Origin of the sequence: Roseicyclus mahoneyensis (assembly GCF_003148775.1) — a bacterium.
GTDB lineage: Bacteria > Pseudomonadota > Alphaproteobacteria > Rhodobacterales > Rhodobacteraceae > Roseicyclus > Roseicyclus mahoneyensis.
Genome location: NZ_QGGW01000005.1, coordinates 95,939 through 122,794 on the forward strand (window position 1 = coordinate 95,939; position 26,856 = coordinate 122,794).

Below are 26,856 nucleotides of genomic sequence, written 5' to 3' on the forward strand. Positions count from 1 at the left end.
GTCTGACATAGTTCCAGCCCCGGTGCGCCATGTCCCCTCTGCGCGGTATCTTGCTCAAGGTGATCTCCGTCTGCGTGTTCGTGGCGATGTCCTCGCTCATCAAGGCGACATCGGATGCCGTGCCGCCGGGGCAGGCGGTGTTCTTCCGCTCGCTTTTCGCGATCCCCGTGATCGGCATCTGGCTGGCGATGCGGGGCGAATTGCACACCGGGCTTCGCACAAAGAACCCGATGGGCCATGTCTGGCGCGGGCTGGTCGGCACCACCTCCATGGGGCTTGGCTTTGCCGGTCTGGGCCTTCTGCCCCTGCCCGAGGTGACGGCCATCGGCTATGCCGCGCCGATCCTCGTCGTGATTTTCGCTGCGATGTTTCTGGGCGAGGATGTGCGGCTCTTCCGCCTCATGATGGTCGCCTTCGGGCTGGTCGGCGTGCTGGTGGTTCTGAGCCCACGGTTGCACATCGACCCCACCACGGCGGACAGCCGCGAAACGCTGGGCGCGCTGGTCGTTTTGTTGTCGGCGGTGTTCTCGGCTTTGGCCTCGGTCTTTGTGCGCCGTCTGGTCCAGACCGAGACGACATCCGCGATCGTGTTCTATTTCTCGATCACGGCGACGCTGCTGTCGCTGCTGACGTTGCCATGGGGCTGGGCCATGCCATCGCCCAAGGTTGCCGCACTGCTGATCTTGGCGGGGCTTCTGGGCGGGGTGGGGCAGATCCTCATGACCACGGCCTATCGCCACGCCGATGCCTCACTGATCGCGCCTTTCGAATATACCTCGATGCTTTTGGCCATCGTGGTCGGCTATACCGTCTTTGGCGAGGTGCCGGTTGCCACAACGCTGGCTGGCGGCGCGATGATCGTGATCGCGGGCATCTTGATCATCTTGCGCGAACGCCAACTGGGTATCGAACGGGCGCGACAGCGCAAGACGGGCCCGACCCAGAACTGAGCGCTCAGGTGCCCTTCTGTTTGCGATACGCGGCCTCGACCGCGTTGCCTTGCCGGGCGATCATGCCTTGCAGTCGCTGCACCACCCGCCCGCGCGCCAGTTTCATCGTCTGCAAGATCAGCCGCGCCGTCAGCGTTTGCGCCGACAGGTCCAGCACCAACGCCACGCGCGTCACCTCGGGCGTCAGCGCGACAAAGGTCATCTCGTAGAGACACTCCATGCCGCCGATCCGGCTTTCGATCACGCAGGTCTCCTCGGCTACAAGGCGCGTGACCTTGGCCGAAACAGGCCGCAATTTGCCGCGCACGGTAACCTCGCCGCGCCATTCGACACCTTCGGCCGGGCTGGTCCAGTTCGCCACGCGTGTGACGGTCGCCCCGCGGCCGCGGGCGTCTTGTTCGAAGCCGCTGAAGTCCGTCAGTCGCGCCCAGACCAATGCCCGGGGCGCATCCACATCCTCGGAGACCTTGAATTTCATGCTCTGTGTCCTGTGTTCCCGGGGCGGATCCGGGGGCCATCTAGCCTAGCGTGCCAGTCCGTTCCGACGCATCTTGTGCCGTGTCGGTTCCGATCAGATGGGCATAGGGAATCCAGTAGTCGGGTTTCAGCCGGAACGCGATGTCGTGGCGGCAGATCTCCAGCACTCCGGCCTGCACATCCTCGTCCAGCGCAAAGAAATCGAGCTTCGGGCCGCCGGTCTGCAGACGGGGCATTTTCGCGTCCGTCCCGCATTGGGCGTTCACGAAATCCACCAGCTCGCCCAGACGTTCCAGCTTGAAGATGCGCTCGTAATAGGCCGGATCGGCACCGATGAACTTCTGCTGCTTCAGGAAATGCCGGGCAAGTGGCTTGGAACAGCGCAGGTAGCCGACGTAATTCTCGATGAATGTGGCGATATCGGGATCGGGCGGCAGCCCCTCTTGCAACAGGTTGCGCCCCGCGGCCTCGATGCTCAATTCGCGATAGTGCAGCACGCGGTTCGAATAGCCCGACAAGAACCGTTTCACCGGGTCGCGCACCAGCGCAAAGCGGCGGTAGCTGTCCAACGCGTCATGGTCGACGCGGGTGAAGCGGTAATTCGCCGCCAGCATGTTGGCATCGACCCGCGCGCCCTGCACCGAATAGTCGCGAAAGGGAAAACCGTTTTCCGCGTGAAACAAGAACGCACGAAGCGATGTTCCCCCGGATTTTGGCGAAAAGAAAAACGCCATCCGCTGCGCGGGCATTGTGTATGGCATGTCCTGACCTCTGCTCGATTTTATTTTTATTTTTGTCTTTTGATCGAAAGATAGCAGAGGTTTGGCGCAACGGGCAACTGTGCAGGACGATCTGACCCGCGATTGTTGCAGCGAGACCCTAGTCCAGCCTGTCGGCCAACCAGTGTTCCAGCAGGAAATGCGCGATGGCGCCGCGTCGCGCCGGGCGGATCTCGGGGTGTTGGCCGGCAAAGACGCTCAGCAATTCGCTGCGCGTGACCCAGCGGGCAGCCTCGATCTCGACGGGGTCGATTGTGATCTCGTCACTGATCGCCTCGCCCCGGCAGCCGATCATCAAGGACGCCGGAAAGGGCCATGGCTGGTTGGCGAGATAATCCACACGGCCCACGCGCACGGCGGTTTCCTCGAACACCTCGCGGCGCACGGCCGCCTCGATCGTCTCGCCGGGTTCGACAAAGCCTGCCAGCAAGGAATACATCCCCTCGGGCCAACCGGGCGAGCGCCCCAGAAGCACCCGTTCCCCTTGCGTGATGAGCATGATCACTACCGGATCGGTGCGCGGAAAATGATGCGCACCGCAATCGGGGCAGAGCCGTTGCCATCCTCCCTCGGTCATCACCGAGGCTGTGCCACATTTGGCACAGAACCCGTGCGACAGATGCCAGTTGCCCAAGGCACGCGCGGTCGCGGCCAGTTCGGCGTCGCGCGCGGACAGGGTCGTCATGATCGCCCGCAGCTCGCGAAAGGCGGTGCCCTCGGGCGCGCCGGGGTGGTGCTGGACAGTCGGATCGAGAAAGGCGCCGATCTGCGCCTCGTCCACCGGCTCGGGCGGTGTCCAGCTCGAAATGTCTTGCGCGAACACGGCTTGCCCCTCGATGCGGCCCAGAAAGATCGGGGCCTCGCTTGCGGGTTTCAGCACCGGATCGCCGGATGGCAGCATGACAAGGGCGCAATCCCCGCCCGCCGGGTCGCCCGCGACCAGCGGCTTGCCCCGCCACAGCGCGACCACCTGTCCTCCCTCGGCCAGCAACCGCGCCAGCCCGGCCGCATCCTTGCGCTCGGCCGCCGCGCGATCGAGGTCGGAACCGCCAAAGGTCACACTTGCCGCAAGCCGCATCTGCCGTTCTCCTCGAGACTTACCTCACCAAGGGTATGGCCCGTTCGACACATCCGGCGCAATGCGGGATGAAAAACGAACTTCGTTGCTCCAACCCGGTTTCCGGCACCGACTTGGCGCGCCATGTTTCCGGTCAGGGTAACGCTGGAAACAATATGACCGTCACCGGGACACTGGCGGCCACACTGTTCGATGCGGCGTCAAGGGACGCCGCACTTTGTGTGCGTGTGCTGGCGACGTCCGATCTGCACGCGCATCTGTTCCCGTTCAATTATTTCACCGACCGTCGCGATGACAGTGTCGGGCTGGCCAATCTGGCGGTGTTGATCGAACAGGCGCGCACCGAATGCCCCAACACGCTGCTGTTCGACAATGGCGACACCTTGCAAGGCGCGCCGCTGGCCGATGCGGCCCTGTCCGGCCTGATGCCTCAGGGCGACATCCACCCCATGATCGCCGCTATGAATGCGCTGGGCTATGATGCGGCGACGCTGGGCAATCATGACTTCGACTTCGGCCTCGATGTGTTGGAGCGGGCCTTGGCTCCGGCACGCTATCCGGTCGTCCTTGCCAATGCGCTGCGTCTGAACGGCGGTGCGACCCTGTTTGCGCGCCACGCGATCCTCGAGCGCAACCTGCTGGATGCCGGAGGCGCCGTGCGGACCCTGCGCATCGGGGTCACGGGCGCGACACCGCCGCAGGTGCTGCGCTGGGCCCGCATCCATCTGCAGGGACGGTTGCAGGTCGATGCCATCTTGCCGTCGGTCCAGCGCGAGGTCGCATCCATGCGGGCCAAGGGCGCTGACCTCGTCATCGTGCTGGCCCATAGCGGTCTCGGCTCGGATCATGATGTGGCCGAAGGCGAGAATGTGGGCCGCCTGCTTGCCCGTCTCGACGGGGTGGATGCCGTCATTGCCGGCCACACGCACCGGGTTTTCCCGCGCCCGACCGATCCCACGGGTCTGGTGGGGGGCACGCCGGTGGTCCAGCCCGGGTTCTGGGGCTCGCATCTGGGCCAGATCGATCTTGAGTTGCGGGCCGCCCCGGACGGCGACACGGGTCGGCGCTGGATCGTGCACGATGCGCGGGTGCGGCTGACCGAGGTTTCCGGAGGGAACCCCGAGGATCGCGCGGTGCTGCGGCGTCGTTTGCAGCGATTGCCGGTGTTGCGTCAGCAGATGGTGCGCGGTCATCGCCTGACGCGCGCCTTTTCCGCCCGGCCGCTGGGTCAGAGCGCGGTGCCGCTCGAGACCTATTTCAGCCTGCTGGCACCTTGCGCCGCAACACAGGTCATCGCCGATGCCCAGCGGGCCGCCGTGGCGCACCTGCTGGCAGATCGCGACGATCTGGCAGCCCTTCCGCTGATTTCCGTCACCACCCCGTTCAAGGCCGGGGGGCGGGGCGGACCTGACCACTACACCGATGTGCCTGCGGGTGTCGTGCTGTTGCGCCATGCCGCCGATCTCTACGCCTACGCCAACGGGCTGACCTTGCTGCGCGCGACGGGGGCGCAGTTGCGCGACTGGCTGGAACGCTCGGCCTCCGCATTTCACCGGATCGACCCCGCCCACAGCGGGCCGCCGCAACCGCTGATCGACATGGCGTTCGCCAGCTACAATTTCGACCGGATGGACGGGTTGCGCTACGAGATCGACCTGAGCCAGATCGCCCGCACCAACGCCGACGGGGATGTGATCCGCGCGGGGCCGGGGCGCATCCGCAACCTGCGCCTGCCCTGTGGTCTGCCCGTCCGCGACGACGCCAGCTTTCTGGTTGCCACAAGCGCCTATCGCGCTGCGGGCGGCGGTCACTTTCCGGCTGCGCAAGCCTGCGAGACGGTCTGTGCCACGGCTGATCCGGTGCGCAGCGCGCTGGTGGATTACATCGCCGCGGCGCGCGCGCCGCTCGATCCGGTGATCGAACCCAGTTTTCGCCTGACCCCGCTGGGGGGGGTGCAGGTTGTCGTCCAGACCGGCCCCGGTGCCGCGGCGCATGCAGACCGGCTGCGCGCGCTTGGCCTCGTGTTCGATGGCACCGACGCCAGCGGATTCGAAAGATATCTGCTTACATTATAGGCAAAGCGGAAAATATGCCTGTATTTTAGGCGGATGGCTTTGTGCCTGTGCGGCCTTTGTGCAGATGCCCCTTGTCTAGGCGTCGCGCCCGTTGACCTGCAGCGACGCAGCCGGTGATCTGACTCAAGTCTGAACACCGCGCTGCCAAGCACAAGGAGATATCGCTTGTTCACCCGTGCCATTCCCGTTCTGGCCGCCGCCCTTGTTGCGGCCACCCCGCTCACCGCTCAGGATACGACCATCAACTTCGCCCTCGACTGGCGCTTCGAAGGGCCTGCGGCCCCTTATTTCCTTGCCACGGACAATGGCCATTTCGCCGCCGAAGGCCTGACCGTGAACGTCGCCGCCGGCGAGGGATCGCTTGACGCAATCCCCAAGGTCGCCTCTGGCGCCTTTCCGATGGGCTTTGCCGACATCAACAGCCTGATCCGGTTCCTCGACCAGAACCCCGGCGCGCCTGTGATCGCCGCGATGATGGTCTATGACAGCCCGCCCTTCGCCATCGTGGGCCGCGTCAGCCAGGGCATCAGCGGGATCGAAGATCTTGAGGGGTCGATCCTCGGCGCGCCGCCGCCTGATGGGGCCTGGGCGCAGTTTCCCATTCTTGCCGCCGTGAACGACATCGACGTGTCGACGATCACTGTGGAGCCCGTTGGCTTTCCCACCCGCGAGCCAATGCTGGCCGAGGGCAATGTGGACAGCGTGACCGGCTTCAACTTCTCGGCCTTCCTGTCGCTCGCTCGTCTTGGCGTACCCGAGGATGACATCACCACGATTCTCTTCGCCGATCATGGTGTGGCGCTCTATGGCAATGCCGTGATCGTGAACACGGAATACGCTGCCGCCAACCCCGAGATCGTGACCGGCGCGCTCCGGGCCATCGCGCGCGGTGTGGCAGATGCCGCTGCCGACCCGGCCGCCGGTGCCGCCGCTGTCATCGCCCGCAACCCGGCCGGCGACGTGGAACTGGAGACCCGCCGCCTGCAACTGGCGCTCGATGCCAATATCCTGACGGATTATGTCGTCGAAAACGGCATGGGCAACATCGACACGGACCGGATGGCGACCGCCATCGAGCAGATGCGCCTTGTCTACGAGTTCCAGAACGAGCCCGACATGTCGCTCTATTTCACCGACGCCTACCTGCCCGAGGCCGAGGTGCTGATGGTAGCGCCGCAGTGACCCTTGGCTGACCTTTCACCAGTCCTGCCCGGGGCCGCACGCATCGCGGCCCCGGTGCGCGTTTTGCGGGGGCCGCGATGACCAATTCCTCTTACATGATCGAGCTGCGTGACGTCACGCATGCCTACAAGACCAAGGCCGGGCCGCTGCCGGTGCTTGACCGGCTCGACATGGCGGTTCCCGAGAACAGCTTCTGCGCCGTCGTCGGTCCTTCGGGCTGTGGCAAATCCACCCTGACGCGGCTGGTGTCGGGCCTTATGAGGCCCAATACGGGCGAGGTCTGGCTGCACGGCAAGAAAGTCACCAGCCCGCGCCCGACGGTCGGCATGGCGTTCCAGAACCCGGTTTTGTTGGAATGGCGCACGATCTTGCAAAACATTCTTTTGCCGATGGAAATCGTCAAATCCCCGATGTCCAAGGCGCAGGCCACCGAGCGCGCCCATCATCTGCTGGATCTGGTCGGCCTGACAGGATTTGCCGAAAAACGCCCCTCGGAACTGTCGGGCGGCATGCGTCAGCGCGCCAGCCTCTGCCGGTCCATCATCCACAAGCCAGATGTGCTGATCCTTGATGAACCCTTTGGCGCGCTGGACGCCTTCACCCGCGAAGACCTGTGGTGCACCATGCATGACCTGCGCCGCGAGGAGCCCTTCACCTGCCTGCTCATCACCCATGACCTGCGCGAAAGCGTGTTTCTGGCCGATCAGGTGGTGGTGATGTCGGGCCGGCCTGCGCATGCGCAATTCGTTCTCGATGTCGACCTGCCCGGTCCGCGCACGCTCGATGATCTCTACGGTCCGCGGGCGGTCAGCATGCTGGCCACGCTGCGCCACCAGATTCAGGTCGCCCAAGGCCGCGCGACCGAAGGCGACGCACCCGCCGACGATCACACCGAACGGACGAGGGCACAGGCATGAACGACACGCTTCGCAAGATCCTTGCCCCGACGCTGTTCATCGTCGGCATTCTGGCCGTCTGGGAATGGGCGGTGTGGTATCATCAGCTGCCCGATTACCGCATGGCCAGTCCCTCGGACCTGATCCCGCGCTACATCCGGTTCTGGGACCTGTTCTTGATCAAGTCGTGGGAAACGCTGTGGCGCACCGTGGCGGGGCTGAGCCTTGCCGTGGTGTTCGGCACGCTCGTGGGCATGATCATGGGCTTCTCGCGTTTCGCGCGCGAGGGGCTCTACCCGATTCTTGTGGGCTTCAATGCTATTCCCAAGGCCACCGTGGTGCCCATCGTCGCGCTGATGTTCGTGGGGCAGCATGATTTCAACACGATCTTGATTGCCTTCATCATCTCGTTCTTTCCCATCGCCGTCTCGGTCTCGATCGGCCTGTCGACGCTGGAACCTGAATACCGCGACATTCTGCGCTCGCTCGGTGCGTCCAATGTCACGATCTTCTGGAAGATCGCGCTGCCCAAGACCCTGCCCGAGTTCTTTGGCGCGCTGAAGGTCGCCGTCACGCTCGCCTTTATCGGCACCAACCTGATGGAGATTGTGTCGCCCCATGGCCGGGGCCTCGGTGATCTGTTCGATTCGGGTCGGATCAACGCCGATTACCCGCTGATGTTTGCAGTGCTGTTTGCGCTGGCCGCACTTGGGATCTTGCTGTTCTACTTCGTGGTATTCCTCGAGCGTATCTTCGCCGGTTGGGCCGAACGCAGCCCCGGCTGAGGCATGCCCTTGCGCCGTGCCGCGGTTTTTCCTATGTGTTCTCTTGAGAGGTTGGCGCGGGCAGGCGCCTCGCCAACCTGGTCAGGTCCGGAAGGAAGCAGCCACAACGAGCCCCGCTTGGGTCGATGTCCAGCCTCTCACTATCCCCGGCTTCCAGTGCAAGCTTGCCTTGCGATGCGAAGCGCGCTTCAGCCCGGCAGGGTCTTTTGGCAGACTCGTTCGCCAAAGCCCCCTTACATCATGCTCGGCATTGCCGGATCGACCACTGACCCCATTGTCGATACCAGCAGGTAGTTCAGGAAGATCCCGAACAACACCGCCAGACCGAAATACAGCGTCGCGCCTTCGAGCATGACCCTGTAGCGCGGCACCATCGTGCGCCTGCGCCATTGCCACAACAATACGCCGCAGATCGCCGCCGGGATGTGGAACGCGCCGAATAAGGCCACCGCGCCATTGCCCATCGAGGCCATCACCCCGGGCAACCCGCCCGGCCAGACCACGCCGCCGATCCAGAACATGAGCGCCGTGGCGGACATCGCCCAGAAAAACAGGAACATCGCCTTAACAAGGATCGGGGGGGGTGTGTGTTCTGCCATCTGCGCCTCTGGTTTTGTCGGCCAGGTAGCGCACCCGGCCCAAGCTTCACCATGGACCTTGGCGCGTCGCTTCACTAGGGTCTGATGCGACCCGCACCCGGCTTGAGGCAACATGACCGACACCCCCGACACCGGCTATCAGGTTCTGGCGCGGAAATACCGCCCGGCGACCTTTGCCGACCTGATCGGGCAAGACGCGATGGTCCGCACGCTGGAAAACGCCTTCGAGGCGGATCGCATCGCGCAGGCCTTCATGCTGACGGGTATCCGCGGCACCGGCAAGACGACGACGGCGCGCATCATCGCCAAGGGGCTGAATTGCATCGGTCCGGACGGGCAGGGCGGGCCGACGACCGATCCGTGCGGCGTGTGCCAGAACTGCGTCGCGATCGCGCAAGGCCGCCACGTCGACGTGATGGAAATGGACGCGGCCTCCAACACCGGCGTGCAGAACATCCGCGACGCGATCATCGAGACCGTCAGCTACCGTGCGGCGCAGGCACGCTACAAGATCTTCATCATCGACGAGGTCCATATGCTGTCGACCAGCGCCTTCAACGCGCTGCTCAAGACGCTGGAGGAACCGCCGCCGCACGTCAAATTCCTGTTCGCCACGACTGAAATCCGCAAGGTTCCGGTCACCGTCCTGTCGCGCTGCCAACGGTTCGACCTGCGCCGGATCGAGCCCGAGGTGATGATCGCGCATCTGCAAAAGGTGGCTGGCCTTGAGCGCGCCCTGATCGCCGAGGATGCGCTGGCGCTGATCACGCGGGCCGCCGAAGGATCGGTACGCGACGCGATGAGCCTGCTGGATCAGGCCATCGCCCATGGCGCGGGCGAGACGACCGCGACCCAAGTCCGCGCGATGCTGGGTCTGGCAGACAGGGGCCGGGTGCTCGACCTCTTCGAGGCGATCATGCGTGGTGATGCGGCGGCCGCGCTGAATGAGCTGGGCGGGCAATATGCCGACGGGGCCGACCCCGTCGCCGTCCTGCGCGATCTGGCCGAGATCACCCATTGGCTCAGCGTCATCAAGATCACCTCGGACGCCGCCGATGACCCGACCATCCCGCCCGAGGAGCGCACTCGCGGGCGGTCCTTGGCCGAACGCCTGCCGATGCGGGTGTTGACGCGGACGTGGCAGATGCTGCTCAAGGCGCTGGAGGAGGTCAACCTCTCTCCCAATGCGATGATGGCCGCCGAGATGGCCGTGATCCGCCTGACCCACGTGGCTGACCTGCCGACGCCCGGCGATCTGGTCAAGAAACTGCAATCGCCCCCCGTTCCCAGTGGCGGCTCCGGGCCTGTGCGCCCGTCTGGCGGGAGTGGTCCACTCCATGCCCCGCGCGCTCAAGCCGCTATGCCCCGCGGCAACATCGGCGGTGCTCAGGCCGCCCTTCAGCCCGAACCCGGGCCGGATCTGTCCCTTTACCCCACCTTTCCCAGTATCGTCGCCCTGATCGAGGCCGCGCGCGACATCAAGCTGCTGGTCGAGGTCAAGACCTGCCTCAGGCTGGTCAGCTACGCACCTGGCCGGATCGAGTTCCAGCCAACCGATGGCGCGCCCGCCGATCTGTCCCAGCGCCTTGGCCGCGCCCTGCAACTGGCCACCGGCGCACGCTGGATCATTTCGCTTGCCAATGAGGGTGGCGGACCCACCATCGCCGAGGCCGAACAGGCGCAGCGTCACGCGCTCGAGGCCGAACTGGAACAGCACCCGCTGCTGCAGGCGGTCAAGGCGGCCTTTCCGCAGGCGCGCATCGCGCGGGTCCGCACCCGCGCCGAACTTGCCGCCGAGGCCAGCGCCGAGGCGCTGCCCGATTTGCCCGATCCCGAGGACATGCCCGAGGATTGGGACCCGTTCGATGATGAATGACAGATGGAGAATGACAGGATGCTGAAAGGTTTGGGCGGGCTTGGTGGTCTGGGCGACATGGCCAAGATCATGAAACAGGCGCAGGAAATGCAGACCAAGATGGCCGAGATGCAGGAAAACCTGTCCGCCATCACGGTCGAGGGCGTGTCTGGCGCGGGGCTGGTCAAGGCGACGGCCACCGCCAAGGGCGAGCTGGTGGGCCTCGATATCGACCCGTCGATCTTCAATGCCGACGACAAGGAAGTGGTCGAGGATCTGATCCTTGCCGCCATCAAGGATGCGCAGAGCCGGGCGCAGGAAAAAAGCCAGGAGGAACTGGCGAAGCTGACCGAGGGCATGGGTCTGCCGCCCGGCATGAAGCTGCCGTTCTGAGGCGCATCCCTTGGCCGAGGCGCCCAAGGATATCGAGGCCCTGATCGAGATCATGGCCCGCCTGCCGGGGCTTGGCCCCCGGTCGGCGCGGCGTGCCGTGCTGCATCTCATCAAGAAACGCGGGCAACTCATGCGCCCCTTGGCCGAGACGATGACGCGTGTGGCCGAGACCGCGCGCGAATGTCTGAACTGCGGCAATATCGGCACCGCGGACCTGTGTCCGATCTGCGCCGATGACCGCCGCGCCAATGGCCAGATTTGCGTGGTCGAGGATGTGGCCGATCTCTGGGCGATGGAACGCGGGCAGGCCTTTGCCGGGCGCTATCATGTTCTGGGCGGCACTCTGTCCGCGCTTGACGACATCAGCCCCGAGGATCTGCGCATCCCGCGCCTGATCGACCGGGTGACGGGCGAGACCGTGACCGAGGTGGTGCTGGCGCTGAATGCCACCGTCGATGGCCAGACCACCGCGCACTACATCGCCGATGCGCTGACCGGCATGGGGGTTGCCGTCACCTCGCTGGCGCAAGGCGTGCCGATCGGGGGGGAACTTGATTACCTCGACGACGGCACGATTTCCGCCGCGCTGAGGGCGCGCAAGCCCGTATGACCCAGCGTTACAGTTGCGCGATGCCGGGTTCGGCCTAAGCTATAACACATGACCGATATCGCCGGACGCCGTCCCTACACCCGCGCGGAATACATCTCGGATGCCGTCGTGCATGCCTCGGGGATCGGTGCCGCCTTGATCGGCGGCCCGCTTCTGATCGCCATGGCCGCGCTCTGGATCGGCGAGGCGGGCGTTGTCACCGCCGTTTCGGTCTACTTCGCCACCGGCCTTGCGATGTGGAGTGCGTCGGCCGCCTACAACCTGATCCAGCGGCCCGCATGGGTCGACCGGCTGCGCCGGATGGACCAGTCGGCCATCTATCTCAAGATCGCGGGCACCTACACGCCCTTTGCCGCCTTGGCGGCCGGGCAGGTCGGGTTTCTGGCGGGGATCTGGACGGTTGCGGCGCTGGGCGCGGCGCTGATCTTGTTCACCAGCCGCTTTGGCTGGCTCGCCATCCCGCTCTACCTCGGGCTTGGCTGGGTCGGGGCGGTCTGGGGTGGCCCGCTGGTGTCGGGCCTCAGCCCGCTGGGCTTTTGGCTGCTGGTCGCGGGCGGGGTGATCTATTCCTCGGGCATCGCCTTTTTGCTGTGGGAACGCCTGCCGTTTCACAACACCATCTGGCACGTCTTCGTCTTTCTGGGATCGCTCGCCTGCTACGCCGCCATCGCCGCGGAGTTGTGGGAACGCGCCCGCATGGTCTGACGCGGCGTCGCCAGACCGCCCCGCGTCGATTTTGACCTGTCTTTGACGCCCCGAAGGCTCTAATTCTTCGCCCAAAGGTTCGTGAGGCGCGCCGCGCCCGAGAGAGGAGTGACCGCGATGAAGGTTCTTGTGCCCGTCAAACGCGTGATCGACTACAACGTGAAGGTCCGCGTCAAGGCGGACGGGTCCGGTGTCGATCTTGCCAATGTGAAGATGTCGATGAACCCCTTCGACGAGATCGCCGTCGAGGAAGCCATCCGCCTCAAGGAAGCCGGCAAGGCGGATGAGGTCGTGGCCGTGTCCATCGGCGTGAAGCAGGCGCAGGAAACGCTGCGCACAGCGCTCGCCATGGGGGCCGACCGCGCCATTCTGGTCGTCGCGGCCGAGGATGTGACCAAAGACATCGAGCCGCTGGCCGTCGCCAAGATCCTTGCCGCAGTCGTGGCCGAGGAAAACCCCGGCCTCGTGCTGTGCGGCAAGCAGGCCATCGACAATGACATGAACGCGACGGGCCAGATGCTGGCCGCTCTGCTCGGTTGGTCACAGGCGACATTCGCCAGCGAACTGGCGGTCGAGGGCGACAGCGCCATCGTTACGCGTGAGGTCGATGGCGGATTGCAGACGATCAAGGTGCAGATGCCCGCCATCGTCACCGTCGATCTGCGCCTGAACGAGCCGCGTTATGCGTCCTTGCCCAACATCATGAAGGCCAAGAAAAAGCCGCTCGATGAAAAGACCGCCGCCGATTACGGTGTCGATGTCACGCCGCGCCTGAGCGTGGTCAAGACCGTCGAGCCTGGCACGCGCAAGGCGGGCGTCAAGGTGGGCTCGGTCGACGAGTTGATTGCGAAACTCAAGGATGAGGCGGGGGTGATCTGATGGCTGTTCTTCTTCTCGCGGATGTGACGGGTGGCCAGCTGGCGACCGATGCGGTGTCCAAGGCGCTGACGGCCGTTTCCGGTCTGGGCGATGTGCATGTGCTGGTGGCGGGGCAGGGCGGTGACGCCGCCGCCGCCGAGGCGGCGACGCTGGCGGGTGTCGCCAAGGTGATCTTTGCGGGCGATCTCGGTTTTTGCCACATGCTGGCCGAACCCGTTGCCGACCTGATCGTGTCGATGGCGGGCGGCTATAGCCACATTGCCGCCCCTGCGACCTCGGATGCCAAGAACGTGCTGCCGCGTGTCGCGGCGCTGCTGGACGTGATGGTGATCTCCGAGGTGGTGGCCGTGATCGACGCCGAAACCTTCGACCGTCCGATCTATGCGGGCAACGCCATCCAGACCGTCAAATCGACCGACGCGACCAAGGTCATGACGATCCGCACCGCAGGCTTCGAGGCGGCGGCCAAAGGCAATTCCGCCCCCGTCGAGGCACTGGGCACCGCGGCCACCACCGGCCTGTCGGCTTGGGTCGAGGACAAGGTCGCGGCCTCGGACCGGCCGGAACTGACCAGCGCGGGCATCGTCGTCTCGGGCGGCCGCGGCGTCGGCTCCGAGGAACAGTTCGCCCTGATCGAAGGGCTTGCCGACAAGCTGGGCGCCGCCGTCGGCGCGTCGCGCGCGGCGGTCGATTCGGGCTATGCGCCGAACGACTGGCAGGTGGGCCAGACCGGCAAGGTGGTCGCCCCCGATCTCTATATCGCGGTCGGCATCTCGGGTGCGATCCAGCATCTGGCCGGCATGAAGGACAGCAAGGTGATCGTCGCCATCAACAAGGACGAAGAGGCGCCGATCTTTCAGGTCGCCGATTACGGCCTTGTGGGCGACCTGTTCGAGATCGTGCCGGAACTGACCTCCAAGCTCTGAGCGATCCGATCCTGCCTTGAAACCGCCCCGGCGAAGGGGCGGTTTTTTCATGCCAGCAGGGCGGCCAGTTGGCGCGCGGCCAGATCATGGCCATCCGGGCCGGGCAGGACCCGGGCCGCTGCCTCTTCGCGCACGGCAAAGAACATGCCCCGGGTGGCCGGCGCATGCTGCTGCGCGGGCGAAACTGCCACCGTGCAGGACGCCGCGCGCCCTGCCACCTGCGTCAGCATCTCGGCGGTCACGAACAGCGGGTCATGGCCCAGTTGCCCCCCGGGCTCCGCCATGTCGGGATGGCGGCGCGACAGCCACAGCAGATGCACCGGCACCGGCGCGCGGTCCAGAAAGGCCAGCATCCGCGCCACCCAAGCCTCGCGCAATTCAGCCGCCACCACACCGAAGCGATCGGTGGACAGGCCCCTGAGATGCGTCAGCAGATGGCGCGTGAAATGAAACTCGGTGAAATCGACGTCACGGTAGAGCGTGCGCAACATCGTGGTCGCCTTGATGAACCGGTCATTGCGGCGCGGATGGACGGTGTAGAAGCGGTTCGTCATGTTCTGCGCCCCGGTCACCTGCAACACGACCGCCCGCGCGCCCCGCAAGGCCGACTGGATTGCAGCATCATGCATCATCACGTCCAGCCCTGCGTTCATCACGCCCATGTTCACCACGTCCCATGGCAGGGCCGCATCCAGCTGCGCCGCAAACGGCGCGTAGATGAAGCGGCCAAAGGTCTCCGATCCGCCGAGGCACAGCACGTAAGGCGCATCCAGCCCGTGCCCCGGACCCCGGAACCGAAGGACGGACCCCGGATAGACCACCGGATGGTAATCGAGGGGCAAATGCCCCCTGTGTTCGAAACTCATTCCCCTTCTCTCCCGCAGAATAGAAGACTCACCCGACGGTGACTGTGCGGTAGAGGTCTTTCCGAAAAGCTAAGCCCTTAATTAGTATATATTTTCGAGAAAATTCGAGCGATCCGCCGGCCATTGCGCCGCGGCGGGGCAGGGTTGTCTCGCCCCGCCGCTCGCGCCTATGGTGCGCACGACAGGCGATCAGGGTCAGGTGCGTGCATCGCGCGCGACATGAGGAACGGACATGGAGATTTCTTCGATCGGTGTGGTCGGTGCGGGCCAGATGGGCAACGGCATCGCGCATGTCTGCGCGCTGGCGGGCTATGACGTGGTGATGACCGACATCAGCGCCGATGCGCTGAGCAATGCCGTCTCCCTGATCGAACGCAACATCGCCCGACAGGTCGGCCGCGGAAAGGTCACCGAGGCCGAGATGGCCGGGGCCATGGCCCGCATCCGCACCACAACCACCTTGGCGGAGGTCGGCCAGTCCGATCTCATCATCGAGGCCGCGACCGAGCGCGAGACGGTCAAGCAGGCGATCTTCGAGGACCTTCTGCCCCATATCAAGCCGACCACGATCCTGACCTCGAACACCTCATCGATCTCGATCACGCGGCTTGCCTCGCGCACCGACCGGCCCGAGAAATTCATGGGTTTCCACTTCATGAACCCGGTGCCGGTGATGCAGCTGGTGGAACTGATCCGCGGCATCGCCACGGATGAGGAAACCTTTGCCGCCTGCAAAGCGGTGGTCGACCGGCTGGGCAAGACGGCGGCTACAGCCGAGGATTTTCCCGCCTTCATCGTCAACCGCATCTTGATGCCGATGATCAACGAGGCGGTCTACACGCTGTACGAAGGGGTCGGAAACGTCACCTCCATCGACATGGCCATGAAGCTGGGCACCAACCACCCGATGGGGCCGCTGGAACTGGCCGATTTCATAGGTCTCGACACCTGCCTTGCGATCATGAACGTGCTGCATGACGGGCTGGCCGATACCAAATACCGCCCCTGTCCGCTGCTGACGAAATACGTCGAGGCCGGATGGCTCGGTCGCAAGACGCAGCGCGGATTCTACGATTACCGTGGTGACGGCGACCCGGTGCCGACGCGCTGAGGCGACCGCTCAGACCTGATCGGGATCATCCTTGAGCGACAGCGCGCGCGCGCGCAGCCATGCCATGAAATCGCGCGGCCGTTCGATCCGGTCTTGCCACTGGTCGGGCGTGATCGGGTTTCCGATGATGGGCGCCTGCGGTTTGTCGAAACTGTGCACCACCTCGTGGATCAACAGGCCCTGCCGCAGGATCGGCGAGACGCGGTTGGCGATCTGATACCAGCGCGAATTCGATCCTGTGAAGTAACAGGGCACGATGGTTGCGCCCGATTTGCGGATCATCTTGGCGGTAAAGACGTTCCATTCGCCCTCTACGGCGGGGCCGAACATCGTGTCTGCCACGGCCACGGCGCCAGAGGGGAACAGCGCGATCAACCCCTTCTGGTCCAGATGCGCCATTGCGTTGGCCCGCATCTGCAGCATCTTTTCTTGCGCATCGGGTTCATGCGGAAAGGGCACAGGGATCATGTAGCCCGACGCGCTTTCGTCCAGCCCGGTCAACAGCGCCCGCGTCAGGATGCGGTAGTCGGCGCGCCGCCGCCCGATCAGATCGGCAAGGATCATCCCGTCGACCAGCCCGTGCGGATGGTTGGCCACGAACACGACCGGCCCTTCGGGGGGGATGCGGTCAAGCTGGTGCTGCGGGGTTTGCAGGTCGATCCCCATCACCTTCATCGTGGCCGGCCAGAACGCCTGACCCGTCACTTCGCCCATCTTCTCGAACTGGCGGACCCGGCGGATGATGGTCAGCTTGCCGGTCGCCCATTCGATCGCCTTGATCGTATGACGGGTCCAGAAACTGTCGAAACTGTTGGCATAGGTGAGGCTGCGCCGGTCATAGACCCGTTCGGGCCCCGGTCGCAGCGCCGATCGCGGCGCAGAGATATTGCGGGAACTCGTATCGGTCACGCGCCCTCGTCCCATCCGGTCGGTTGCCGTCATCTGTCCCGGGTCAGCTGCCTTCGCCGAAACGGTCGGCCACAAGGGCCGCAAGCGCATCGGCCAGCACGTTTGCCTCCGGGCCGGAGGTTTCAACCTCAATAGAGGTTCCCATGGAGGCTGCCAACATCAAAAGTCCCATGATCGAGTCGCCGGCGGCGCTCAGCCCGTCGCGGCGTACGGTTGCCGTAGCGTCATGTGCTTCTACCACCTCGACGAAACGGGCCGAGGCGCGGGCATGCAGGCCCTTGATGTTGACGATGTCCAGGTGGCGGATCTCGGACCGGTCGGACATGGGTTCACGGGGCTCCGTCAAAACTGTTGATGTAACGCCGTCCGGCTTCGGCGGCGCGGGCCACGGCCTCTTCCACGTCCAGATCGCGCGATTTCGCCAGCTTGATCAGCATCGGCAGGTTCACCCCGGTCAGGATCTTGCGGTTGCGCGGTCGGCAGGCGGTCAGCGACAGGTTCGAAGGCGATCCACCGAACATGTCGGTCACCACCACCACGCCCGATCCATCATCGACCGCATCGGCGGCGTCACAGATTTCGCGGGTGCGGGCGGCGCGGTCATCCTCGGGGCCCACTGAGATGGCGATCATCGCAGCCTGTGCGCCAACGACATGCTCTGCCGCCCGTTTCAGTTCGGGTGCCAGCCCGCCATGGGCAACGATCACGATGCCGATCACGTCCTGTTCGCCTCTGGACCTACGGGCTCCGCGCTCGTCCCGGCTGCGCGTCGCTGTTCCACTTCCCTGTGCCTTTTAGACACGGGCCAGCCCATCTCTGCAAGGTGCGCCGACAGTATTTCGGTCATCGCCACCGACCGGTGTTGCCCGCCGGTGCATCCGAAAGCGATGGTCAGATGGCTTTTGCCCTCGGCCTCGAAGGCAGGCAGCAGCAGGTCGGCCATCGTGATCACCTGATCGCGGAAGGCCGTAAATCGTGGATCGGCGGCGATATACGCCTGCACCGTCGGTGCGCGCCCATCCTCTTGCCGCAGCGCGCTGTCCCAGTGCGGATTGCGCAGAAAACGGCAGTCAAACACCAGATCCGCGCCCGTAGGCAGACCCCGGCGGTAGGAAAAGGAGGTCACGGTGACAGCCAGCCGTCCGGCGCCCGTGGGGGCGAAGAGGCGCGTCATCTCGGCTTTCAGGTCATGCGGCGTCAGGGCAGATGTATCGATCAACACGCTGGCATGGGCGCGCACCGGGCCGAGCAGCGACAGTTCTTGCGCGATGCCTTGAGCGGGGTCGGCTTCGGGTGCCAACGGATGGCGTCGCCGTGTTTCGGAATAGCGCCGTTGCAGCACATCGGCGGCACAATCGAGATACAGCAGATCGGGCGTGTAGCAAGGCGATGTGGCCAGCCGGTCATGGGCGGCGACCAACCCTGCGGCGGAAAAATCCCGGTTGCGGGCATCGATGCCCAGCGCCATCGGCCGGTCGGGCGGCGGCCCCTCCAGCAGGCGCGGCAAAAGGCCGAGCGGCATGTTGTCGATCGCCTCGAACCCCAGGTCCTCCAGCGCGTGGATGGCCGTAGACCGGCCGGCGCCCGACGGGCCGGTGACAAAGACCACACGGGCGGGCGTGCCCGGATCGTGGCTGGTTTCGTTGGGCATGGGCCTCCGGGGGCGGTCAGACCTCGGCGCGACCATGGCGCGCCATCAGGACAAGGGCTGGAGCAAGGGTGTTGTGTCCCGCGCCCAGTATCAACGGGCACAGCGCCTCCCCGATCGCGACCAAGCGTCGCGGTGGCAGGCGCTCGGGCTCGGCCCGATCAAGGTCGACGATGATCGCCAGAGGGGCCGCGGCCCGCGTCGTGCCCGCGCGGATCAGGCCGATGCCGCGCGCCTCGATCAGGTCGGGGGATCGGGTGGGGCGTGCTATCCGGGGCTGGCCCTCCGCCGCGTCCAGCCAAAGGCCGTCATCGGCGATCAAGACGGCCCCCAATGCCAGCAAGTTCAGCGCAAGGCCGGATTTGCCCGTCCCGGAGGCGCCAAGGATCAAGATGCCCTGATCGTCAACCGCGACGGCGGTGCCGTTGAGCCAGATCGCGCTGTCCGTCGTTCCGGCCGCCCAACGGGTGATCGGTTCAGGCTCTGGCGCAGCGGTGGTCATCGCAGGCGTCAGATCGGCAGGCCAACGACAAAGCGGGCACCCAAGGGCGTCGAGGTGGCATCGGCCGCCGTCGGGCGGATGTTCTCGGCCCAGATCACGCCGCCATGCGCCTCGACGATCTGTTTGGAGATCGCAAGGCCAAGGCCCGAATGGTTGCCGAACTGCTGCACCGGGCGTTCGGAATAGAAGCGGTTGAACACCTTGGTCAGCGCCTCTTCGGGAATGCCGGGGCCGGTATCTTCGACCACGATCAGCACCCGGTTCTCGCGCCGCCGCGCCCAGAGGCGCACGGCGTCACCCTCATCACAGAAGGATATCGCGTTGGACAGTAGGTTGACGAAGACCTGCGCCAGACGCCCCTCCAGCCCCGAGATCAGGATCGGTTCGGGCGGCAGGTCGGTGACGAAATCGACAGCTTTGCGTGCCGCCTCCTCGCCGTGATAATGCGACAGGTTCTGCAGCGTGAGGACGAGGTCGAAATCCTCTTCCTCTTCCTTGACCAGTTCGCTGTCGAGCCGCGATGCGTTCGAGATGTCGGACACCAGCCGATCAAGCCGCTGCACGTCATGCTCGATGACCTCAAGAAGGCGGTTGCGCTGATCTTCGGTGCGGGCGACGCGCATCGTTCCCACGGCCGAGCGCAGGCTGGCCAGCGGGTTCTTGATCTCGTGGCTGACATCGGCGGCGAATTGTTCGTTCGCGTCGATCCGGTCATACAGTGCGCCGACCATGCCGCGCAGCGCGCCGGACAGGCGGCCGATCTCGTCGGGGCGGCCGGTCAGGTCAGGTATGCGAACACGCGTCGGGCTCATCTTGCGGGCGTTCTTGTCGCGGCCCAGCTCGGCGGCGGCGGCCAGATCGGCCAGCGGATGCGCAATGGTCGAGGCCAGCACCAGACTGAGGCCAATCGAGACCAACAACGCCACGACGAACATCTGCAACAGCTGCTCGCGTTCCACCCGCACCAACTGGTCGATCTCGCCCGCCGCGGTGGTGACCACCACGATGCCGATCTGCCCCTGCGCGCCGAAGACGGGCGTTGCGGCGGCGTAAAGCGTGCCCGAGGCGTCGGTGCCGCGGCTCAATACGGTCACGCCTGTGCTGGCCGGTCCGACCAGCGATTGCGCAAGGTCACGCCCGGTGCGCGTCGGCAAGTTTTCCTGCCCGCCGGTCAGAAGGCCAGACAGCCCCGACCAGACGGAATTCAGGAAATCCGTAATCAAGAGCGTGTCCTGCCGCCGGTTTTCCAGCCCGCGTACCGGCCGCGCCGGGCTGCGGGCGATATCGTCGGTCGAGGTCACCAGTGTGCCGGGCAGAGCGAAGATGAAGACATCCACGCCATCGGACAAGCTGAGCCTGCTCAGGACAGTGGCCGCGTCGGGTCCGTCGTTCCCGGTCAGATCGGCCGGTCCTTCCGCAAGCAGCGACGCCTCCAGCACCTCGGCGATCAGCTGCGCCTCGACGGCCAGCGCGCGCTCGCGCTGCACCACGAGGCTGTCGCGGAACGGGTTGAGATACATCACGCCCGCCACCAGCACGACCATGGCCAGCAGGTTGAACATGATGATCTTGCGCGCCAGCGGCGAGCGGTTGAGCGAGATAAGGCCGCGCCTTGCGCGGGCGGCCTTCAGCTCGGTCTCGACCGAGCTGTGCGGACGGTCCCAATCCTCGCCCAGGACGATGTCGCCCCGGGCGCGGGCGCGGCGGTTGGTCATGGAGAGGTCGGCGGGCACGGGCCTTTCGCCTTATTCTTCGTTGTAGCGGTAGCCGATTCCATACAGCGTCTCGATCGCCGAGAAATCGTCATCGACCGACCGCATCTTCTTGCGCAGGCGCTTGATGTGGCTGTCGATGGTGCGGTCGTCGACATAGACTTGTTCGTCATAGGCCACGTCCATCAGCTGATCGCGGCTTTTGACGAAGCCGGGGCGCTGCGCCAGCGCCTGCAGCAGCAGAAACTCCGTCACGGTCAGGGACACGTCGCGGCCCTTCCACGTCACGGCGTGGCGCAGCGGATCCATCGACAACTCACCGCGCACCATCACGGCGCTTTCTTCGGGCGTGCTTGTGGCATCCGAGGCGATGGCCTCCTGACGGCGCAGGATGGACCGGATTCGTTCGACCAGAAGCCGCTGCGAGAACGGCTTCTTGACATAGTCATCCGCGCCCATGCGCAGGCCCATCAGCTCGTCGATCTCGTCATCCTTGGAGGTGAGAAAGATCACCGGCATCCGGCTTTTCTGGCGCAGACGCTGAAGCAGGTCCATGCCGTCCATCCGGGGCATCTTGATGTCGAAGACGCCCAGATCCGGCAGGCGGCGGTTGAAGGCATCCAGTGCGGACTGCCCGTCATTGTAGGTTTCCACGTCGAAGCCCTCGGCCTCGAGCGTCATGGATACGGACGTCAGAATATTCCTGTCGTCATCGACAAGTGCGATCCTCGGCATTCCTGTGACCCTTGTTACTGCTCGACTGTTTATTTTTTTATCTATTCTCCTCACTTGAGCCAAAAGAATCAATCTTTATTCTCCGAATCGCCCCGAATCGTCCCATAAGTTATGGATGCGGCGCGTTAAGGAGTGGTGAAACTGCCACATGCATTTGCGCCAACGGGCATCATGCCGCGCCGTGTTGGCGAAAGAAAATTGCCGGCTGGTTGCGCTAACTGTGTGAAAGCGTCCTGTTCAGCATCAAAATCGTCATGATATAGGCGGCCATGGCGCGGTGGTGACAACCGCATGAAAGCCACGATCGATCCGGGAGCATCGAGACATGACAACCCCACGCGTGAACCCCTCGCAGACGTTGGAAACCCAGGGCATGACGGAGCTCGGCTCCGTGCATTACAACCTGCTGGAGCCCGCCCTGATCGAGGCCGCGGTCGCGCGCGGCGAAGGGCGGATTGGCAAAGGTGGCACGCTGCTGGTCTCGACCGGCAAGTTCACCGGCCGCTCGCCCAAGGACAAGTTCGTGGTCCGGACACCGGCGATCGAGGATCAGATCTGGTGGGACAACAACCGCCCGATGACGCCCGAAGCCTTCGACGCGCTGCATGCCGACATGCTGACGCACATGAAGGGGCGCGACTATTTTGTACAAGATCTCTATGGCGGCGCGGACCCGGCGCACCGGCTGGACGTGCGCGTGGTGTCCGAACTGGCATGGCACAACCTGTTCATCCGCCACCTGCTGCGCCGCCCCGACGCCGAAGAACTGGTGGGCTTCGTGCCCGAGTACACCATCATCAACTGCCCCAGCTTCAAGGCAGATCCCGCGCGCCACGGTTGCCGCAGCGACACGGTGATCGCGCTGAATTTCGACGCCAAGCTGATCTTGATCGCCAACACCGAATACGCGGGCGAGAACAAAAAATCGGTCTTCACGCTGCTCAACTACATCCTGCCCGGCAAGGGCGTGATGGCGATGCATTGCTCGGCCAACCACGCCACCGGCAACCCCGATGACGCGGCCGTGTTCTTCGGCCTGTCGGGAACCGGCAAGACAACGTTGTCGGCCGACCCCGCCCGCACGCTGATCGGGGATGACGAACACGGCTGGTCGGACAGCGGCATCTTCAACTTCGAAGGCGGTTGCTACGCCAAGACGATCAACCTGCGCGAAGAGGCGGAGCCGCAGATCTTCGCCACCACCCGCACCTTCGGCACCGTAATCGAGAACATGGTCTACGATCCCGACACGCTGGAACTGGATTTCGACGATGACAGCCTGACGGCCAACACCCGTTGCGCCTATCCGCTGGACCAGATTGCCAATGCCTCGACCAGCGGATTGGCCGGGCACCCCAAGAACATCGTGATGCTCACCTGTGATGCTTTCGGTGTCCTGCCGCCCATCGCGCGGCTGACGCCGGCGCAGGCGATGTATCATTTTCTGTCGGGCTTCACCTCCAAGGTGGCGGGCACCGAGCGTGGCGTGACCGAGCCGGAGCCGACCTTTTCCACCTGTTTCGGCGCTCCCTTCATGCCGCGCCGCCCCGAGGTCTATGGCAAGCTCTTGCAAGACAAGATCCACGAACATGGCGCGACCTGCTGGCTGGTGAACACCGGCTGGACCGGCGGCGCCTATGGCACCGGCAACCGCATGCCGATCCGGGCTACGCGCGCGCTTCTGACCGCTGCGCTGGATGGGTCGCTGGATGCGGGCGACTTCCGCCGTGATCCGAATTTCGGCTTCGACGTGCCGATGGCCTGCCATGGTGTCGAGGACGCGCTGCTTGACCCGCGCGGCACTTGGGCAGACCCGGATGCCTATGACCGTCAGGCCCAGAAGCTGGTACAGATGTTCGCCGACAATTTCGCGCAATACGTCCCATATATCGACGATGACGTGAAGGCTGCCGCCATTTCGTGACAGGTTTCTCCGGGGGATGCTGCCCCGGAGGCCGCTCGACCCGAAGGTGCAGATGGATCGACACACCAGCATGATCGGCACGGCGCTGGCCATTGCGATGGCCCTGCCTCAGGCTGTTCTGGCGCAAGACCTGCCCAACCCTTTCAAATCCGCCCTGATCGACAGTCTCGTCTATGGCGTTTACTGCGCCGAAGGGCCGATCGAGTTGCAAGAGGCCCCCGACACGGCTGCGGGCGTGGTCAACATCGTCCCCGGCCTGCCCGAGATGCGGGCGGTCACGACCCTTGTCCCGGCCCAGATCGGCATCGGTTTCGGCATCCTGATCGAGGCGCGCGAGGGGCTTATCCTTGATCCTGCGACCGTGACCATCACCCACCCGCCTTATCCCGACACCGGGATCGAAGTGGAACGCTGGGTTACCTCCATCGACGGTGACGGCCCCGGCCTGATCGGGTTCAGCTTCGAGGTCGAAAGCGAACTGGTCACCGGGCGCTGGACCTTCGAAGCCGAACATCAAGGTGACTTGCTGTTCCGGATCGATTTCGAAGTGGTGCCGCCCGCCCTTTTGCCCGATCTGGCGCAGGGCTGCTCCGGCGCGATCCTGTCCTGACGGGCCTCAGCCCAAGAGACCGCGCCTTACGAGGTTCGCACCCGCCACGATCAAAACCACAAGCGTAGCGCGGCGGAATACCGCGGCGTTCATCCGGTCCGACATCCAGAACCCCATCTGCATGCCCAGATAACCGGGGATCAGCAGCGCCGCCGACCACGGGATCGTGACCGCGTTCAGAACCCCCGACTGCAGGTGACCAACCAGCAGCGTGACCGAGCCCAGCCCGTAGACCACGCCCTGTACCAGCATCTGCTTGGCCTTGGGCGTGTCGAGCGCGATCAGAAACAGCACCGTGGGCGGACCCCAGGTGCCGGTCAGCCCCCCGATGGTGCCCGAGATCAGGCCTACGATCCATTCCGATGCGTTGCGCCATTTTGGCGCGACGCGGAAGCGCACGCCGATCAACTGGATCAGCGACAAGGTGACGGTCGGCACGCCGAGGACAAGGTAAAAGACATGCGCCGGGATCATCGTCACGAATTGCGCCGAGATCAGGATCATCACGCAGATGATCACGATGTAGCGCCAGAATTCCTTGACCGCCTCGCCGGCCTGCGACCATGAAAACCGCATCACCTGCAAGACGTTCGACAACACGATGGGCAAGATGATTCCCGCCACCGCCACCAGCGGGTCCAGAAACAGCGACAGCCCCGAGATCATCACCAGCGGCATGGCAAAGCCGACCGCTCCCTTCACGAAGCCCGCAGCCAGCGTCACGCCGCAGGCTGCCACGAAGGCCCACAAGGGCATGAGATCCAAGGTGTCTTGCAGCATCCGCCCCTCCGGTCGGGGCTCTTCTAGCCCGGCCCCGTGGACGCTGCATTGCAAAAATGAGCGCGACATTTTCCTGCGCAGGTGCGACAAACTGGGTATTTTTGTTGCGCTGCACCTGCAAAGGGCCTAGATCACCGCGAAAGGCCGCGTGCCCATGCCGATGGAAGGAGACCGCCCATGCCCCGTGACGGACAGATGACCGACGACGCCCTCGTGATCCTTCCCGACCTGCAGGCTCTGACAGCCGCCGCCGTGCCCCCTGCCGAGGCCATGCTGGACATCGCGCGCGCCCGCGTTGCGGCCCTTGTCACCGTCGACGGCAGGATTTCTGCCGCCGCCATCGAGGAACACCAGACTGCGGCTCATGGCCTTGCGTGGGTGGCCACCTACGTCGAATCGCTGCGCCAGATGCAGGCTTGGGCCGCGCGCCTGACCGAGCAGGGCAAGTTCGGCGAGGTTGAACAGCTGATCTTGCAGATCGCCTTCGGCGAATACCTCTGGCAGCTTTACGGCGGCATCCAGATGAATCAGGCGGAGATTGTCCGCCCGCAAGATCTTGGTCTGAGCCAAGAAGACCAGCGCGGGCTGATGACGCCCGAGGTCATGACGCTGACCCAATCGGGCAACACGCAAGCCGCAAGGATGCGGCTTGTCGCGCTGATGCGCGAACGTCGGGCCGAGATCACGGTGGGGGCCAGCGGTCTCGACGACGAGCTGGAGATGATCCGCGAACAGTTCCGCCGCTACGCCGTCGACAAGATCGAGCCCTACGCCCATGAATGGCACCTCAAGGACGAATTGATCCCGATGGAAATCATCGAGGAACTGGCCGAGATGGGCGTTTTCGGCCTGACCATCCCCGAGGACCATGGCGGTCTGGGCCTGTCCAAGGCGTCGATGTGCGTCGTCTCCGAGGAATTGTCGCGCGGCTATATCGGGGTGGGGTCGCTTGGCACCCGTTCGGAAATCGCCGCCGAATTGATCCTTGCCGGCGGCACCGAGGCGCAAAAGGCCAAGTGGCTGCCCGGTCTCGCCAGCGGTGAGATCTTGCCTACGGCGGTTTTCACGGAACCCAACACCGGCTCCGACCTCGGCTCCTTGCGCACCCGCGCGGTCAAGGATGAGAAGGGCGACTGGATCCTCAAGGGCAACAAGACCTGGATCACCCATGCGTCGCGCACCCATGTGATGACGGTTCTGGCCCGCACCATCCCGGGCACGACCGATTACAAGGGCCTGTCGATGTTTTTGGCCGAAAAGACGCCGGGCGACGATGCCAACCCCTTTCCCGATGCCGGGATTTCCGGCGGCGAGATCGAGGTTCTGGGTTATCGTGGCATGAAGGAATACACCGTCAACTTCGACGATTTCCCGGTCGCAGGCGAAAACCTGCTGGGTGGCGAGGAAGGGCAGGGGTTCAAGCAGCTCATGCAGACCTTTGAATCCGCCCGCATCCAGACCGCAGCGCGCGCCATCGGCGTGGCGCAGGGCGCGCTCGACGAGGGTATGAAATACGCCGAGGATCGCAAGCAGTTCGGGAAATCCCTGATCGAGTTTCCCCGCGTTGCCAGCAAGCTGGCGATGATGGCGGTAGAGATCATGGTGGCCCGTCAGTTGACGTATTTTTCCGCATGGGAAAAGGATCATGAGCGCCGTTGCGACCTTGAGGCCGGGATGGCAAAGCTGCTGGGCGCCCGCGTAGCATGGGCCTGCGCCGACAATGCGCTGCAGATCCACGGCGGAAACGGCTTTGCGCTGGAATACAAGATCAGCCGCATCCTGTGCGATGCCCGCATCCTCAACATCTTCGAAGGTGCCGCCGAGATTCAGGCGCAGGTCATCGCGCGGCGGCTTTTGGGGTGATGCGGTT

At 64.6% G+C, this 26,856-nt stretch carries 28 protein-coding genes and 1 other RNA gene; 16 read left to right on the top strand and 13 right to left on the bottom strand.

Features of this window, described 5'->3' with window-relative positions; translation table 11 throughout:
• Positions 1 to 29 precede the first annotated feature (29 nt).
• A complete protein-coding gene (locus tag C7455_RS11525; RefSeq protein WP_109668377.1) occupies positions 30 to 950 on the top strand; it encodes a DMT family transporter in 921 nt (306 codons plus the stop codon).
• A 4-nt stretch (positions 951 to 954) separates the two neighbouring features.
• Here the strand turns inward: C7455_RS11525 and C7455_RS11530 are convergent, their stop codons facing one another.
• The 3 genes from C7455_RS11530 to nudC form a co-directional block, all read right to left on the bottom strand.
• A complete protein-coding gene (locus C7455_RS11530; protein WP_109668378.1) occupies positions 955 to 1,428 on the bottom strand; it encodes an SRPBCC family protein in 474 nt (157 codons plus the stop codon).
• A gap of 40 nt (positions 1,429 to 1,468) precedes the next feature.
• The gene (locus C7455_RS11535; protein ID WP_109668380.1) at positions 1,469 to 2,188 is read right to left on the bottom strand and encodes a sulfotransferase family 2 domain-containing protein; all 720 of its coding nucleotides are present in this window, start codon (positions 2,186 to 2,188) and stop codon (positions 1,469 to 1,471) included.
• A 118-nt stretch (positions 2,189 to 2,306) separates the two neighbouring features.
• A complete protein-coding gene (gene nudC / locus C7455_RS11540) occupies positions 2,307 to 3,284 on the bottom strand; it encodes an NAD(+) diphosphatase (protein ID WP_109668382.1) in 978 nt (325 codons plus the stop codon).
• A 155-nt stretch (positions 3,285 to 3,439) separates the two neighbouring features.
• Between nudC and C7455_RS11545 the strand changes: the two genes are divergently transcribed.
• The 5 genes from C7455_RS11545 (at position 3,440) to ffs (ending at position 8,365) form a co-directional block, all read left to right on the top strand.
• Complete coding sequence (locus tag C7455_RS11545; protein WP_170119064.1) at positions 3,440 to 5,359, top strand: bifunctional 2',3'-cyclic-nucleotide 2'-phosphodiesterase/3'-nucleotidase; 1,920 nt, start codon at positions 3,440 to 3,442, stop codon at positions 5,357 to 5,359.
• Between the two features lie 165 nt (positions 5,360 to 5,524).
• Complete coding sequence (locus C7455_RS11550; protein WP_109668385.1) at positions 5,525 to 6,541, top strand: ABC transporter substrate-binding protein; 1,017 nt, start codon at positions 5,525 to 5,527, stop codon at positions 6,539 to 6,541.
• A 77-nt stretch (positions 6,542 to 6,618) separates the two neighbouring features.
• Positions 6,619 to 7,458 carry an ABC transporter ATP-binding protein gene (locus C7455_RS11555; RefSeq protein WP_109668387.1) on the top strand — a complete coding sequence of 280 codons (840 nt, stop codon included), beginning with the start codon at positions 6,619 to 6,621 and terminating at the stop codon, positions 7,456 to 7,458.
• The gene (locus C7455_RS11560; RefSeq protein WP_109668389.1) at positions 7,455 to 8,222 is read left to right on the top strand and encodes an ABC transporter permease; all 768 of its coding nucleotides are present in this window, start codon (positions 7,455 to 7,457) and stop codon (positions 8,220 to 8,222) included. The genes C7455_RS11555 and C7455_RS11560 overlap by 4 nt, the downstream gene beginning before the upstream one ends.
• A gap of 44 nt (positions 8,223 to 8,266) precedes the next feature.
• Positions 8,267 to 8,365: signal recognition particle sRNA small type (gene ffs, locus C7455_RS11565), an RNA gene on the top strand.
• 90 nt (positions 8,366 to 8,455) lie between these two features.
• Here the strand turns inward: ffs and C7455_RS11570 are convergent.
• Positions 8,456 to 8,782: a hypothetical protein gene (locus tag C7455_RS11570; RefSeq protein WP_109668391.1), complete on the bottom strand. Its 327-nt coding sequence runs from the start codon at positions 8,780 to 8,782 to the stop codon at positions 8,456 to 8,458.
• 151 nt (positions 8,783 to 8,933) lie between these two features.
• On the opposite strand from C7455_RS11570, the gene C7455_RS11575 reads away from it, so the two are divergent.
• The 6 genes from C7455_RS11575 to C7455_RS11600 all read left to right on the top strand — a co-directional run bounded on the left by C7455_RS11575 (position 8,934) and on the right by C7455_RS11600 (position 14,189).
• The gene (locus C7455_RS11575) at positions 8,934 to 10,697 is read left to right on the top strand and encodes a DNA polymerase III subunit gamma/tau (protein ID WP_109668392.1); all 1,764 of its coding nucleotides are present in this window, start codon (positions 8,934 to 8,936) and stop codon (positions 10,695 to 10,697) included.
• Positions 10,698 to 10,715: 18 nt separating this feature from the next.
• Positions 10,716 to 11,069 (top strand): YbaB/EbfC family nucleoid-associated protein, encoded by a 354-nt coding sequence (locus C7455_RS11580; protein ID WP_109668673.1) that lies wholly within the window; start codon positions 10,716 to 10,718, stop codon positions 11,067 to 11,069.
• 10 nt (positions 11,070 to 11,079) lie between these two features.
• Positions 11,080 to 11,679: a recombination mediator RecR gene (recR, locus tag C7455_RS11585; RefSeq protein ID WP_109668394.1), complete on the top strand. Its 600-nt coding sequence runs from the start codon at positions 11,080 to 11,082 to the stop codon at positions 11,677 to 11,679.
• A 48-nt stretch (positions 11,680 to 11,727) separates the two neighbouring features.
• The gene (gene trhA, locus C7455_RS11590; RefSeq protein WP_109668395.1) at positions 11,728 to 12,384 is read left to right on the top strand and encodes a PAQR family membrane homeostasis protein TrhA; all 657 of its coding nucleotides are present in this window, start codon (positions 11,728 to 11,730) and stop codon (positions 12,382 to 12,384) included.
• Positions 12,385 to 12,501: 117 nt separating this feature from the next.
• Positions 12,502 to 13,263, top strand: coding sequence for an electron transfer flavoprotein subunit beta/FixA family protein (locus tag C7455_RS11595; RefSeq protein ID WP_109668397.1), 762 nt, complete (start codon positions 12,502 to 12,504; stop codon positions 13,261 to 13,263).
• The gene (locus C7455_RS11600) at positions 13,263 to 14,189 is read left to right on the top strand and encodes an electron transfer flavoprotein subunit alpha/FixB family protein (protein WP_109668399.1); all 927 of its coding nucleotides are present in this window, start codon (positions 13,263 to 13,265) and stop codon (positions 14,187 to 14,189) included. Before C7455_RS11595 ends, C7455_RS11600 begins: the two co-directional genes overlap by 1 nt.
• A gap of 47 nt (positions 14,190 to 14,236) precedes the next feature.
• Here C7455_RS11600 and C7455_RS11605 read toward each other — a convergent pair whose 3' ends face one another.
• Entirely contained in the window at positions 14,237 to 15,055 is an 819-nt protein-coding gene (locus C7455_RS11605) for a DUF6473 family protein (protein WP_109668400.1), read from the bottom strand.
• Between the two features lie 232 nt (positions 15,056 to 15,287).
• Between C7455_RS11605 and C7455_RS11610 the strand changes: the two genes are divergently transcribed.
• Positions 15,288 to 16,166, top strand: coding sequence for a 3-hydroxybutyryl-CoA dehydrogenase (locus C7455_RS11610; protein WP_109668402.1), 879 nt, complete (start codon positions 15,288 to 15,290; stop codon positions 16,164 to 16,166).
• 9 nt (positions 16,167 to 16,175) lie between these two features.
• Here C7455_RS11610 and C7455_RS11615 read toward each other — a convergent pair whose 3' ends face one another.
• From C7455_RS11615 to C7455_RS11645, 7 genes are read right to left on the bottom strand one after another with little or no spacing between them, the layout of a single operon-like run.
• Positions 16,176 to 17,108, bottom strand: coding sequence for a lysophospholipid acyltransferase family protein (locus tag C7455_RS11615; protein ID WP_109668403.1), 933 nt, complete (start codon positions 17,106 to 17,108; stop codon positions 16,176 to 16,178).
• A 10-nt stretch (positions 17,109 to 17,118) separates the two neighbouring features.
• Complete coding sequence (locus C7455_RS11620; protein WP_109668405.1) at positions 17,119 to 17,400, bottom strand: HPr family phosphocarrier protein; 282 nt, start codon at positions 17,398 to 17,400, stop codon at positions 17,119 to 17,121.
• 4 nt (positions 17,401 to 17,404) lie between these two features.
• Positions 17,405 to 17,794 carry a PTS sugar transporter subunit IIA gene (locus C7455_RS11625; RefSeq protein ID WP_109668407.1) on the bottom strand — a complete coding sequence of 130 codons (390 nt, stop codon included), beginning with the start codon at positions 17,792 to 17,794 and terminating at the stop codon, positions 17,405 to 17,407.
• On the bottom strand, positions 17,791 to 18,726 hold the full coding sequence (rapZ, locus tag C7455_RS11630; RefSeq protein WP_109668408.1) for an RNase adapter RapZ: 936 nt from the start codon (positions 18,724 to 18,726) through the stop codon (positions 17,791 to 17,793). Before rapZ ends, C7455_RS11625 begins: the two co-directional genes overlap by 4 nt.
• Positions 18,727 to 18,742: 16 nt before the next feature.
• Positions 18,743 to 19,225 carry an HPr kinase/phosphorylase gene (locus C7455_RS11635; protein WP_109668411.1) on the bottom strand — a complete coding sequence of 161 codons (483 nt, stop codon included), beginning with the start codon at positions 19,223 to 19,225 and terminating at the stop codon, positions 18,743 to 18,745.
• 8 nt (positions 19,226 to 19,233) lie between these two features.
• Complete coding sequence (locus tag C7455_RS11640; RefSeq protein ID WP_109668412.1) at positions 19,234 to 20,940, bottom strand: sensor histidine kinase; 1,707 nt, start codon at positions 20,938 to 20,940, stop codon at positions 19,234 to 19,236.
• A gap of 30 nt (positions 20,941 to 20,970) precedes the next feature.
• Complete coding sequence (locus C7455_RS11645; protein ID WP_109668414.1) at positions 20,971 to 21,672, bottom strand: response regulator transcription factor; 702 nt, start codon at positions 21,670 to 21,672, stop codon at positions 20,971 to 20,973.
• Positions 21,673 to 21,997: 325 nt separating this feature from the next.
• Between C7455_RS11645 and C7455_RS11650 the strand changes: the two genes are divergently transcribed.
• Positions 21,998 to 23,596: a phosphoenolpyruvate carboxykinase gene (locus C7455_RS11650; protein WP_109668416.1), complete on the top strand. Its 1,599-nt coding sequence runs from the start codon at positions 21,998 to 22,000 to the stop codon at positions 23,594 to 23,596.
• A gap of 52 nt (positions 23,597 to 23,648) precedes the next feature.
• Entirely contained in the window at positions 23,649 to 24,206 is a 558-nt protein-coding gene (locus tag C7455_RS11655; protein ID WP_170119065.1) for a DUF3859 domain-containing protein, read from the top strand.
• A gap of 6 nt (positions 24,207 to 24,212) precedes the next feature.
• Here C7455_RS11655 and C7455_RS11660 read toward each other — a convergent pair whose 3' ends face one another.
• Positions 24,213 to 24,986 carry a sulfite exporter TauE/SafE family protein gene (locus C7455_RS11660; RefSeq protein ID WP_109668420.1) on the bottom strand — a complete coding sequence of 258 codons (774 nt, stop codon included), beginning with the start codon at positions 24,984 to 24,986 and terminating at the stop codon, positions 24,213 to 24,215.
• 177 nt (positions 24,987 to 25,163) lie between these two features.
• Here C7455_RS11660 and C7455_RS11665 point away from each other — a divergent pair, with 177 nt between their 5' ends.
• Positions 25,164 to 26,849 (top strand): acyl-CoA dehydrogenase family protein, encoded by a 1,686-nt coding sequence (locus C7455_RS11665; protein ID WP_109668421.1) that lies wholly within the window; start codon positions 25,164 to 25,166, stop codon positions 26,847 to 26,849.
• Positions 26,850 to 26,856 lie beyond the last annotated feature (7 nt).

Bases quoted from the DNA above. Each gene is read 5' to 3' on its own strand.
- C7455_RS11645 (WP_109668414.1), bottom strand. From the start codon at position 21,672: ATGCCGAGGATCGCACTTGTCGATGACGACAGGAATATTCTGACGTCC.
- C7455_RS11535 (WP_109668380.1), bottom strand. From the start codon at position 2,188: ATGCCATACACAATGCCCGCGCAGCGGATGGCGTTTTTCTTTTCGCCA.
- C7455_RS11575 (WP_109668392.1), top strand. From the start codon at position 8,934: ATGACCGACACCCCCGACACCGGCTATCAGGTTCTGGCGCGGAAATAC.
- C7455_RS11555 (WP_109668387.1), top strand. From the start codon at position 6,619: ATGACCAATTCCTCTTACATGATCGAGCTGCGTGACGTCACGCATGCC.
- C7455_RS11580 (WP_109668673.1), top strand. From the start codon at position 10,716: ATGCTGAAAGGTTTGGGCGGGCTTGGTGGTCTGGGCGACATGGCCAAG.
- C7455_RS11570 (WP_109668391.1), bottom strand. From the start codon at position 8,782: ATGTTCCTGTTTTTCTGGGCGATGTCCGCCACGGCGCTCATGTTCTGG.
- C7455_RS11605 (WP_109668400.1), bottom strand. From the start codon at position 15,055: ATGAGTTTCGAACACAGGGGGCATTTGCCCCTCGATTACCATCCGGTG.
- nudC (WP_109668382.1), bottom strand. From the start codon at position 3,284: ATGCGGCTTGCGGCAAGTGTGACCTTTGGCGGTTCCGACCTCGATCGC.
- rapZ (WP_109668408.1), bottom strand. From the start codon at position 18,726: ATGCCCAACGAAACCAGCCACGATCCGGGCACGCCCGCCCGTGTGGTC.
- C7455_RS11665 (WP_109668421.1), top strand. From the start codon at position 25,164: ATGCCCCGTGACGGACAGATGACCGACGACGCCCTCGTGATCCTTCCC.
- C7455_RS11655 (WP_170119065.1), top strand. From the start codon at position 23,649: ATGGATCGACACACCAGCATGATCGGCACGGCGCTGGCCATTGCGATG.
- C7455_RS11545 (WP_170119064.1), top strand. From the start codon at position 3,440: ATGACCGTCACCGGGACACTGGCGGCCACACTGTTCGATGCGGCGTCA.
- C7455_RS11525 (WP_109668377.1), top strand. From the start codon at position 30: ATGTCCCCTCTGCGCGGTATCTTGCTCAAGGTGATCTCCGTCTGCGTG.
- C7455_RS11530 (WP_109668378.1), bottom strand. From the start codon at position 1,428: ATGAAATTCAAGGTCTCCGAGGATGTGGATGCGCCCCGGGCATTGGTC.
- C7455_RS11650 (WP_109668416.1), top strand. From the start codon at position 21,998: ATGACAACCCCACGCGTGAACCCCTCGCAGACGTTGGAAACCCAGGGC.
- C7455_RS11620 (WP_109668405.1), bottom strand. From the start codon at position 17,400: ATGTCCGACCGGTCCGAGATCCGCCACCTGGACATCGTCAACATCAAG.
- C7455_RS11660 (WP_109668420.1), bottom strand. From the start codon at position 24,986: ATGCTGCAAGACACCTTGGATCTCATGCCCTTGTGGGCCTTCGTGGCA.
- C7455_RS11610 (WP_109668402.1), top strand. From the start codon at position 15,288: ATGGAGATTTCTTCGATCGGTGTGGTCGGTGCGGGCCAGATGGGCAAC.
- C7455_RS11595 (WP_109668397.1), top strand. From the start codon at position 12,502: ATGAAGGTTCTTGTGCCCGTCAAACGCGTGATCGACTACAACGTGAAG.
- C7455_RS11635 (WP_109668411.1), bottom strand. From the start codon at position 19,225: ATGACCACCGCTGCGCCAGAGCCTGAACCGATCACCCGTTGGGCGGCC.
- C7455_RS11560 (WP_109668389.1), top strand. From the start codon at position 7,455: ATGAACGACACGCTTCGCAAGATCCTTGCCCCGACGCTGTTCATCGTC.
- C7455_RS11600 (WP_109668399.1), top strand. From the start codon at position 13,263: ATGGCTGTTCTTCTTCTCGCGGATGTGACGGGTGGCCAGCTGGCGACC.
- C7455_RS11640 (WP_109668412.1), bottom strand. From the start codon at position 20,940: ATGACCAACCGCCGCGCCCGCGCCCGGGGCGACATCGTCCTGGGCGAG.
- C7455_RS11615 (WP_109668403.1), bottom strand. From the start codon at position 17,108: ATGACGGCAACCGACCGGATGGGACGAGGGCGCGTGACCGATACGAGT.
- trhA (WP_109668395.1), top strand. From the start codon at position 11,728: ATGACCGATATCGCCGGACGCCGTCCCTACACCCGCGCGGAATACATC.